Source organism: Mesorhizobium sp. B2-4-12 (genome assembly GCF_006441575.1).
Lineage (GTDB): Bacteria > Pseudomonadota > Alphaproteobacteria > Rhizobiales > Rhizobiaceae > Mesorhizobium.
The window spans coordinates 1-9,644 of sequence record NZ_VFVC01000087.1; the positions used below are offsets into that span (position 1 = coordinate 1).

Below are 9,644 nucleotides of genomic sequence, written 5' to 3' on the forward strand. Positions count from 1 at the left end.
GGTCCTCCCGGCGGACAAGAAAACCGTTACCCATGCAATCGGTCCATCCTGTTACCTATCTATCCGGTTCGGACACCTGTCGGTCGAACGTGGGCAGATCGTGGCCATCATCGGGCCGAGCGGCTCCGGCAAGAGCACGCTGCTGCGCTCCATCAACCATCTCGAGACCTTGAACGGCGGTGAAGTCCGGCTCGACGGCGTTCAGGTCAACCAGAAGCTGCAAGGCCAGGCCTTTGAGCGGCACATCAACAAGGTGCGCCAGCAGATGGGCATGGTGTTTCAGCACTTCAATCTGTTTTCACATCTGACCGTGATCGAGAACATCACGATGGGACCGGTGATCCTGAAAGGCATGGCGAAAGCCGAAGCCCGGGCGCTGGCGGTTGGCCTGTTGTCCAAGGTCGGTCTCGCCGACAAGATCGACGCCTATCCGTCGCGGCTTTCGGGCGGACAGAAGCAGCGCGTTGCGATCGCCCGCGCGCTGGCCATGCAGCCAAAGGTGATGCTGTTCGACGAAGCGACCTCCGCGCTCGACCCCGAACTCGTCGACGAGGTCAACGCGGTGATGAAACAGCTTGCCGCCGAACACATGACCATGCTCATCGTAACGCATGAAATGCGCTTTGCCGGTGAAGTCGCCGACAGGGTGCTGTTCATGGACGGCGGCGTGGTGGTCGAGGAAGGCCCGCCGATCGAGATCTTCCGTTCGCCGCAGAAAGAACGCACGCGCAGCTTCCTCAAAAAATATCTTTCCGCCTGAGCACGCCGATGACCAGACTACCCACGGAATTTCCCGATTTCGGACTGACGGAGGAGCAGCGTCGCCACGCGGTGCGCGGCCATTACTACGAGTGGCCCGGGATGGACGGCGATCCCGGCGAAATCTGGTGCTACAGCGACCGCTTTTCCTATCGCGCCGGCGAGACAGTGACGCTGCATGTCAGTTCGACCGCACCGTCCTTCAACATGACGATCGTCCGCGACGGCGGCAGCGAGATGACGGCGTTCGAGAAATCGGGCATCGCGGCGCGCTGGCAGGAAAGTCCGGATCAATGCTCGGCGGAGGGTTGTGCTTGGGAAGCCTCGTTCGAATTGCGCGTGGGAAATGACTGGCCGTCCGGTGCCTATCGGGTGACGCTCACCGCCGACGGACGCGGTGGCAAGCCGATCCTTTGCCACCATCTGTTCATCGTCAGCCCACAGCCGGGCAAAAAACCCGGCCGCGTGCTGCAGGTGGCGGCGACGGGCACCTGGCTTGCCTACAACACCTGGGGCGGCTCGAACCACTATCAGGGCATCACCGGGCCGGATCGCAACCAGTACTCGCCAATCGTCTCGACGCAGCGCCCCTGGTGCCGTGGCTTCGTCGTGCTGCCGCAGGATGCGCCGCGCGTGCCGCTGGAGATCGCCGTGCCGCCAAAAACGGTGCCGCGCTATCCGCATATGGAATGGGCGCTCGCCACTGGCCATTCGAAGAAATACGCCTCGTCGGGCTGGGCCAGCTACGACAGCCATTTCTTTCGCTTCGCCGAACGCGCCGGCTACGGCGTCGATCTCGCCAGTCAGCACGATCTGCATTTCTCGCCCGAGATTCTCGACGGTTACGACTGCGCCGTCTTCGTCGGCCATGATGAATACTGGACCTGGGAAATGCGCGACGCCGTCGATCACTATGTCGAGCGCGGCGGTCATGCGGCGCGCTTCGCCGGCAATTTCATGTGGCAGACCCGCCTTGAGGAGGAGGGCCGCCGGCAGGTCTGCTACAAGTACCGCGCCCGCGCCGAGGACCCGGCCTATCGCGGTGGCGACGTGACCCGCGCCACCAATTCCTGGGAGGCGCCGGAGACAGGCAGGCCGGGTTCGGCAACCTTCGGGCTCAATGCGACACGCGGGCTTTACGCCGGGTGGGGCGGCTGCGCGCCGCGCGGCGTGCGCGGCTTTCCGGTCTATCGGCCTGAGCACTGGGCCTTTGCCGGCACCGGCATCTATTATGGCGACCTGTTGGGCGCCGACAGCCACGTCTATGGCTATGAGGTCGACGGGCTGGATTTCGAGATACGCGGCGGCCTGCCCTACCCCACGGCGACCAGCGGCGCGCCTGATGGATTGCAGGTTCTTGCCGTCGGCATGGCATCCCAGGTCGAGGAAAGCGCCGACATTCCGATCGAGGACCAGTTCCTCACCGACGAGGATGGCCGCTTCAGCGCCGAAACGCTCTTCGGCGACAGGAGCGACGCCAACCTTGAAAAAGTCAAACGCAGCAACGGCATGATCGTCAACTTCCCACGTGGCAAGGGCGAGGTGTTCCACGCCGGAAGCTGCGAATGGGTCGCCGGTCTGCTAAGACAAGACCCGATGGTCGAACGCGTCACCCAAAATGTCCTCGATCGCTATCTCGGAAAGTCCTGACATGTCGAAAGTCCAGCCTGCCGTTCAAGACGCCGACGCCCGGCGCCAATCGCATCTGTTCTACCTCTCCAGCCTGCGCCGGCCGCTGATCGACCGCGCCGAAGGCATCTACATGTGGACGCAGGATGGCCGCCGCTTCATTGATGGATCAAGCGGCCCGATGGTCGCCAATATCGGCCATTCCAACCGCAATGTGCTTGACGCCATGAAGCGGCAGATGGATCGCGCCACCTTCGCCTACCGCCTGCATTTCGAGAACGAACCGGCGGAAGAGTTGGCGCGTGAACTCGCGGGAAAACTGCCGGAAGGCATGGACCGCATCTTCTTCGTCTCCGGCGGCTCGGAAGCGACGGAATCCTGCATCAAGCTGGCGCGGCAGTGGGCGGTCGCCACAGGCCAGGCCACGCGCTGGAAGGTGATCACCCGCTTTCCTTCCTATCATGGCGGCACGCTGGGTTCGCTCTCGATCACCGGCGACGATGCGCTGGCCGAAACGTTCACGCCGATGATGCGGGTGATGCCGACAGTGCCGGCGCCAACCGCCTGGCGTGATCGCGACAATCTGTCGATGGAGCAGCGCGGCATCCGCTATGCCGACATGCTGGAAGAGAAGATCCTGGCCGAAGGCGCGGACAGCGTGGTCGCCTTCATCATGGAACCGATCGGGGGTGCGGCAACGGCAGCACTCGTGGCGCCGGACAGCTATTATGCGCGCATCCGCGAGATCTGCGACCGCTACGGCATATTGCTGATTCACGACGAAGTCATGAGCGGCGCCGGCCGCACCGGCAAATTTCTCGGCAGCGACCACTGGAACTGCAAGCCCGACATTGTCGCGCTGTCGAAGGGGCTGGGCTCGGGTTATGCGCCGCTCGGCGCGCTGGCAGCGCCGATGCGGCTGGTGCAGCCGCTGCTCGCCTCCGGCGGCTTCCAGCACGGCCATACCTATGCCGGCAATCCGCTCGCCTGCGCCGCTGGGCTCGCCGTGCTCGGCGAAATGGACCGGCTCGACCTGATCGCCAACGCGGCTGCCATGGGCGATGTGCTGATGGACGGATTGAAGGGATTGGCCAAGCGCTTCCCTTTCATCGCCGACGTGCGCGGCAAGGGCCTGCTCACCGGCGCCGAAATGGTTGCCGATCCCGATACGCTGAAGCCGATCGACCAGAGCAAGAAAGCGACGCAGCGTCTGCTCGATCTTGCCTATGAGCGTGGGCTGATCATCTATGGCCGCAGGGTCAAAGGCGGCATCGACGGCGACAATTTCATGGTCGCGCCGCCGATGATCGTCACCGGCGAACAGGTCAGCGAGATCATTTCCATCATCGGCGACTCGCTGGAGGTTCTGGCCTCGGAGCTCGACCTGCCCGTCGAAGGCCGGGGCTAAAGGAATGGCGCCGCGAAAAATCATCATCACTTGCGCCGTCACCGGCTCGGTGCATACGCCGTCAATGTCGCCCTATCTGCCGGTGACGCCGGACCAGATCGCGGCTGATGCGATCGCGGCCGCCGAAGCCGGCGCCTCGATCCTGCATCTGCACGCCCGTGACCCCGGGGATGGCCGGCCGACCGCCGATCCGGACATCTTTATGCAGTTCCTGCCGCGCATCAAGCAGGCGACGTCGGCGGTGATCAACATCACCACCGGCGGCTCGTCGCTGATGACGCTCGACCAGCGGCTGGCGGCGCCACTGAGGGCAGAGCCGGAAATGTGCTCGCTCAACATGGGCTCGATGAATTTCGCGCTGTTCCCGATGCTCGACAAGCCACGGGAATGGCAGCACGAATGGGAGCCTAAGCTGCTGGAAGCCACCCGCGACACCATCTTCAAGAACACCTTCGCCGACATGGAAGGTGTGATCGACAGACTGGGCAAGGGCTGCGGCACGCGCTTCGAATTCGAATGCTACGATGTCGGCCACCTCTATTCGCTGGCGCATTTCCGCGACCGCGGGCTGGTGTCGGGGCCGCTGTTCATCCAGTTCGTGCTGGGCATACTGGGGGGCATTGGCGCCGATCCGGACAATCTCATCCACATGAAGCGGATCGCCGACAAATTGTTCGGCGACAGCTACCAGTTCTCCGTACTGGCGGCCGGCCGCAACCAGATGCCGCTGATCTCGATCGCTGCGGCGATGGGCGGCAATGTCCGTGTCGGGCTGGAAGACAGTCTCTACGATGGCCGTCAGCTGGCGAAATCCAATGCCGATCAGGTGCGCCGTATCCGTGGCATTCTCGACGGACTGTCGCTGGAAGTTGCCACGCCGGCCGAAGCGCGCGAGATGCTGGCGCTCAAGGGCGGCGACCGGGTGGCGTTCTGATGTTGGCGCCAGGCACCCCCCTCTGTCCTGCCGGACATCTCCCCCTCAAGGGGGGAGATCAGATGTCGCCTGCGCCTTCGCCAATCCCCGATGTTGCAAGAAAGGCGCCATCGGCGACACTGCCAATCTCCCCCCTTGAGGGGGAGATGGCCGGTAGGCCAGAGGGGGGTGCCTGGCGCCAACATCAGAACGCCACCCGGTCGCCGCCCTTGAGCGCCAGCATCTCGCGCGCTTCGGCCGGCGTGGCAACTTCCAGCGACAGTCCGTCGAGAATGCCACGGATACGGCGCACCTGATCGGCATTGGATTTCGCCAGCTGACGGCCATCGTAGAGACTGTCTTCCAGCCCGACACGGACATTGCCGCCCATCGCCGCAGCGATCGAGATCAGCGGCATCTGGTTGCGGCCGGCCGCCAGTACGGAGAACTGGTAGCTGTCGCCGAACAATTTGTCGGCGATCCGCTTCATGTGGATGAGATTGTCCGGATCGGCGCCAATGCCCCCCAGTATGCCCAGCACGAACTGGATGAACAGCGGCCCCGACACCAGCCCGCGGTCGCGGAAATGCGCCAGCGAATAGAGGTGGCCGACATCGTAGCATTCGAATTCGAAGCGCGTGCCGCAGCCCTTGCCCAGTCTGTCGATCACACCTTCCATGTCGGCGAAGGTGTTCTTGAAGATGGTGTCGCGGGTGGCTTCCAGCAGCTTAGGCTCCCATTCGTGCTGCCATTCCCGTGGCTTGTCGAGCATCGGGAACAGCGCGAAATTCATCGAGCCCATGTTGAGCGAGCACATTTCCGGCTCTGCCCTCAGTGGCGCCGCCAGCCGCTGGTCGAGCGTCATCAGCGACGAGCCGCCGGTGGTGATGTTGATCACCGCCGACGTCGCCTGCTTGATGCGCGGCAGGAACTGCATAAAGATGTCCGGATCGGCGGTCGGCCGGCCATCCCCGGGGTCACGGGCGTGCAGATGCAGGATCGAGGCGCCGGCTTCGGCGGCCGCGATCGCATCAGCCGCGATCTGGTCCGGCGTCACCGGCAGATAGGGCGACATTGACGGCGTATGCACCGAGCCGGTGACGGCGCAAGTGATGATGATTTTTCGCGGCGCCATTCCTTTAGCCCCGGCCTTCGACGGGCAGGTCGAGCTCCGAGGCCAGAACCTCCAGCGAGTCGCCGATGATGGAAATGATCTCGCTGACCTGTTCGCCGGTGACGATCATCGGCGGCGCGACCATGAAATTGTCGCCGTCGATGCCGCCTTTGACCCTGCGGCCATAGATGATCAGCCCACGCTCATAGGCAAGATCGAGCAGACGCTGCGTCGCTTTCTTGCTCTGGTCGATCGGCTTCAGCGTATCGGGATCGGCAACCATTTCGGCGCCGGTGAGCAGGCCCTTGCCGCGCACGTCGGCGATGAAAGGGAAGCGCTTGGCCAATCCCTTCAATCCGTCCATCAGCACATCGCCCATGGCAGCCGCGTTGGCGATCAGGTCGAGCCGGTCCATTTCGCCGAGCACGGCGAGCCCAGCGGCGCAGGCGAGCGGATTGCCGGCATAGGTATGGCCGTGCTGGAAGCCGCCGGAGGCGAGCAGCGGCTGCACCAGCCGCATCGGCGCTGCCAGCGCGCCGAGCGGCGCATAACCCGAGCCCAGCCCCTTCGACAGCGCGACAATGTCGGGCTTGCAGTTCCAGTGGTCGCTGCCGAGAAATTTGCCGGTGCGGCCGGCGCCGCTCATGACTTCGTCGTGAATCAGCAATATGCCGTAGCGGTCGCAGATCTCGCGGATGCGCGCATAATAGCTGTCCGGCGCCACGAGTGCTGCCGTTGCCGCACCCCCGATCGGTTCCATGATGAAGGCGACCACGCTGTCCGCGCCTTCGGCCAGGATCTTCTCTTCCAGCATGTCGGCATAGCGGATGCCGCGCTGCTCCATCGACAGATTGTCGCGATCACGCCAGGCGGTTGGCGCCGGCACTGTCGGCATCACCCGCATCATCGGCGTGAACGTTTCGGCCAGCGCATCGTCGCCGGTGATCGAGAGCGAACCCAGCGTGCCGCCATGATAGGAAGGAAAGCGGGTGATCACCTTCCAGCGCGTGGCCTGGCCTGTGGCGACCGCCCACTGCCGCGCCAGCTTGATGCAGGATTCCGTCGCTTCCGAGCCGCCGGAGACGAAGAAGATGCGGTCCATGCCTTCCGGCAGTTTTCCCGCGAGTTCACGCGCCAACTCTTCCGCCGGTTCGTTCTCGAAATGCAGGCGGTAGGCGAAGGTGGCGCGATCCATCTGCCGCTTCATGGCGTCAAGCACATTGCGGTTGGAATGGCCGATATTGGCGACCATCGGGCCGCTTGATCCATCAATGAAGCGGCGGCCATCCTGCGTCCACATGTAGATGCCTTCGGCGCGGTCGATCAGCGGCCGGCGCAGGCTGGAGAGGTAGAACAGATGCGATTGGCGCCGGGCGTCGGCGTCTTGAACGGCAGGCTGGACTTTCGACATGTCAGGACTTTCCGAGATAGCGATCGAGGACATTTTGGGTGACGCGTTCGACCATCGGGTCTTGTCTTAGCAGACCGGCGACCCATTCGCAGCTTCCGGCGTGGAACACCTCGCCCTTGCCACGTGGGAAGTTGACGATCATGCCGTTGCTGCGTTTGACTTTTTCAAGGTTGGCGTCGCTCCTGTCGCCGAAGAGCGTTTCGGCGCTGAAGCGGCCATCCTCGTCGGTGAGGAACTGGTCCTCGATCGGAATGTCGGCGCTTTCCTCGACCTGGGATGCCATGCCGACGGCAAGAACCTGCAATCCATCAGGCGCGCCGCTGGTCGCCGTGGGGTAGGGCAGGCCGCCGCGTATCTCGAAATCCAGCCCGTCGACCTCATAGCCATAGACGTGGCTGTCGGCGCCCAACAGGTCGCCATAATAGATGCCGGTGCCGGCAAAGGCCCAGTGCTCAGGCCGATAGACCGGAAAGCCGCGCACGCCGCGCGGCGCGCAGCCGCCCCACCCGGCGTAAAGCCCGCGTGTCGCATTGAGCCCGAAGGTTGCCGAACCCGGCCTGCCTGTCTCCGGCGCCTCCCAGGAATTGGTGGCGCGGGTCACGTCGCCACCGCGATAGGCCGGGTCCTCGGCGCGGGCGCGGTACTTGTAGCAGACCTGCCGGCGGCCCTCCTCCTCAAGGCGGGTCTGCCACATGAAATTGCCGGCGAAGCGCGCCGCATGACCGCCGCGCTCGACATAGTGATCGACGGCGTCGCGCATTTCCCAGGTCCAGTATTCATCATGGCCGACGAAGACGGCGCAGTCGTAACCGTCGAGAATCTCGGGCGAGAAATGCAGATCGTGCTGACTGGCGAGATCGACGCCGTAGCCGGCGCGTTCGGCGAAGCGAAAGAAATGGCTGTCGTAGCTGGCCCAGCCCGACGAGGCGTATTTCTTCGAATGGCCAGTGGCGAGCGCCCATTCCATATGCGGATAGCGCGGCACCGTTTTTGGCGGCACGGCGATCTCCAGCGGCACGCGCGGCGCATCCTGCGGCAGCACGACGAAGCCACGGCACCAGGGGCGCTGCGTCGAGACGATTGGCGAGTACTGGTTGCGATCCGGCCCGGTGATGCCCTGATAGTGGTTCGAGCCGCCCCAGGTGTTGTAGGCAAGCCAGGTGCCCGTCGCCGCCACCTGCAGCACGCGGCCGGGTTTTTTGCCCGGCTGTGGGCTGACGATGAACAGATGGTGGCAAAGGATCGGCTTGCCACCGCGTCCGTCGGCGGTGAGCGTCACCCGATAGGCACCGGACGGCCAGTCATTTCCCACGCGCAATTCGAACGAGGCTTCCCAAGCACAACCCTCCGCCGAGCATTGATCCGGACTTTCCTGCCAGCGCGCCGCGATGCCCGATTTCTCGAACGCCGTCATCTCGCTGCCGCCGTCGCGGACGATCGTCATGTTGAAGGACGGTGCGGTCGAACTGACATGCAGCGTCACTGTCTCGCCGGCGCGATAGGAAAAGCGGTCGCTGTAGCACCAGATTTCGCCGGGATCGCCGTCCATCCCGGGCCACTCGTAGTAATGGCCGCGCACCGCGTGGCGACGCTGCTCCTCCGTCAGTCCGAAATCGGGAAATTCCGTGGGTAGTCTGGTCATCGGCGTGCTCAGGCGGAAAGATATTTTTTGAGGAAGCTGCGCGTGCGTTCTTTCTGCGGCGAACGGAAGATCTCGATCGGCGGGCCTTCCTCGACCACCACGCCGCCGTCCATGAACAGCACCCTGTCGGCGACTTCACCGGCAAAGCGCATTTCATGCGTTACGATGAGCATGGTCATGTGTTCGGCGGCAAGCTGTTTCATCACCGCGTTGACCTCGTCGACGAGTTCGGGGTCGAGCGCGGAGGTCGCTTCGTCGAACAGCATCACCTTTGGCTGCATGGCCAGCGCGCGGGCGATCGCAACGCGCTGCTTCTGTCCGCCCGAAAGCCGCGACGGATAGGCGTCGATCTTGTCGGCGAGACCGACCTTGGACAACAGGCCAACCGCCAGCGCCCGGGCTTCGGCTTTCGCCATGCCTTTCAGGATCACCGGTCCCATCGTGATGTTCTCGATCACGGTCAGATGTGAAAACAGATTGAAGTGCTGAAACACCATGCCCATCTGCTGGCGCACCTTGTTGATGTGCCGCTCAAAGGCCTGGCCTTGCAGCTTCTGGTTGACCTGAACGCCGTCGAGCCGGACTTCACCGCCGTTCAAGGTCTCGAGATGGTTGATGGAGCGCAGCAGCGTGCTCTTGCCGGAGCCGCTCGGCCCGATGATGGCCACGATCTGCCCACGTTCGACCGACAGGTGTCCGAACCGGATAGATAGGTAACAGGATGGACCGATTGCATGGGTAACGGTTTTCTTGTCCGCCGGGAGGACC

At 63.7% G+C, this 9,644-nt stretch carries 8 protein-coding genes; 4 read left to right on the forward strand and 4 right to left on the reverse strand.

The window, feature by feature from the left end:
• The first annotated feature begins 37 nt into the window (after positions 1-37).
• Genes FJ934_RS27460 through FJ934_RS27475 form a run of 4 tightly spaced genes read left to right on the forward strand, consistent with a single transcriptional unit; the run spans position 38 to position 4,730 of the window.
• Positions 38-760, forward strand: a complete 723-nt coding sequence (locus tag FJ934_RS27460; protein WP_181165796.1) for an amino acid ABC transporter ATP-binding protein — start codon at positions 38-40, stop codon at positions 758-760.
• A gap of 8 nt (positions 761-768) precedes the next feature.
• Positions 769-2,409 (forward strand): N,N-dimethylformamidase beta subunit family domain-containing protein, encoded by a 1,641-nt coding sequence (locus tag FJ934_RS27465; RefSeq protein WP_140613537.1) that lies wholly within the window; start codon positions 769-771, stop codon positions 2,407-2,409.
• 1 nt (position 2,410) lies between these two features.
• Entirely contained in the window at positions 2,411-3,796 is a 1,386-nt protein-coding gene (locus FJ934_RS27470; protein WP_140613538.1) for an aspartate aminotransferase family protein, read from the forward strand.
• Positions 3,797-3,800: 4 nt separating this feature from the next.
• A complete protein-coding gene (locus FJ934_RS27475; protein ID WP_140613539.1) occupies positions 3,801-4,730 on the forward strand; it encodes a 3-keto-5-aminohexanoate cleavage protein in 930 nt (309 codons plus the stop codon).
• Between the two features lie 184 nt (positions 4,731-4,914).
• On the opposite strand, the gene FJ934_RS27485 is transcribed toward FJ934_RS27475, so the two are convergent.
• The 4 genes from FJ934_RS27485 to FJ934_RS27500 are packed head-to-tail and all read right to left on the reverse strand — an operon-like array spanning position 4,915 to position 9,607.
• On the reverse strand, positions 4,915-5,844 hold the full coding sequence (locus FJ934_RS27485; protein WP_140613539.1) for a 3-keto-5-aminohexanoate cleavage protein: 930 nt from the start codon (positions 5,842-5,844) through the stop codon (positions 4,915-4,917).
• A gap of 4 nt (positions 5,845-5,848) precedes the next feature.
• Entirely contained in the window at positions 5,849-7,234 is a 1,386-nt protein-coding gene (locus tag FJ934_RS27490; RefSeq protein WP_140613538.1) for an aspartate aminotransferase family protein, read from the reverse strand.
• Position 7,235: 1 nt separating this feature from the next.
• Entirely contained in the window at positions 7,236-8,876 is a 1,641-nt protein-coding gene (locus tag FJ934_RS27495; protein ID WP_140613537.1) for a N,N-dimethylformamidase beta subunit family domain-containing protein, read from the reverse strand.
• Between the two features lie 8 nt (positions 8,877-8,884).
• Complete coding sequence (locus tag FJ934_RS27500) at positions 8,885-9,607, reverse strand: amino acid ABC transporter ATP-binding protein (protein ID WP_181165796.1); 723 nt, start codon at positions 9,605-9,607, stop codon at positions 8,885-8,887.
• Positions 9,608-9,644 lie beyond the last annotated feature (37 nt).